1 protein-coding gene is annotated in these 396 nt (G+C 41.4%); it reads right to left on the reverse strand.

All coding sequences use genetic code 11. The features are described 5' to 3' along the window. Positions 1-396 (reverse strand): MiiA motif-containing surface protein (locus tag M1F55_RS06910; protein ID WP_474104179.1); only part of this gene is annotated, 396 nt, incomplete at both ends.

Raw genomic sequence — 396 nt, forward strand, 5'->3', positions numbered from 1 at the left:
TGTTGCTGGAATTACTGCTGTCTTACCTTCTGGTGTTGTTACTGTTGCGTTTCCTTTGTCGTCTACTACTACAGTTGAACCTGGGTTGACTGCTTTAACCTTATCTTCGATGGCTTTCTTCTCAGCATCTGTAAGTTTATCTGGGTTAGCTACTACAGTTTTGTCCGCTGGTTTAACGATATCGTTGCCTGCGTTTGGTTTAGTTGCATCTTCTGGTGATTTAACTAAGTCTGTTGCTGGAATTACTGCTGTCTTACCTTCTGGTGTTGTTACTGTTGCGTTTCCTTTGTCGTCTACTACTACAGTTGCACCTGGGTTTACTGCTTTAACTTTGTCTTCGATTGCTTTCTTCTCAGCATCTGTAAGTTTTTCTGGGTTTGTTACTGCAGTTTTATC

Origin of the sequence: Streptococcus mitis (assembly GCF_023109235.1) — a bacterium.
Taxonomy (GTDB): Bacteria; Bacillota; Bacilli; order Lactobacillales; family Streptococcaceae; genus Streptococcus; species Streptococcus mitis_DA.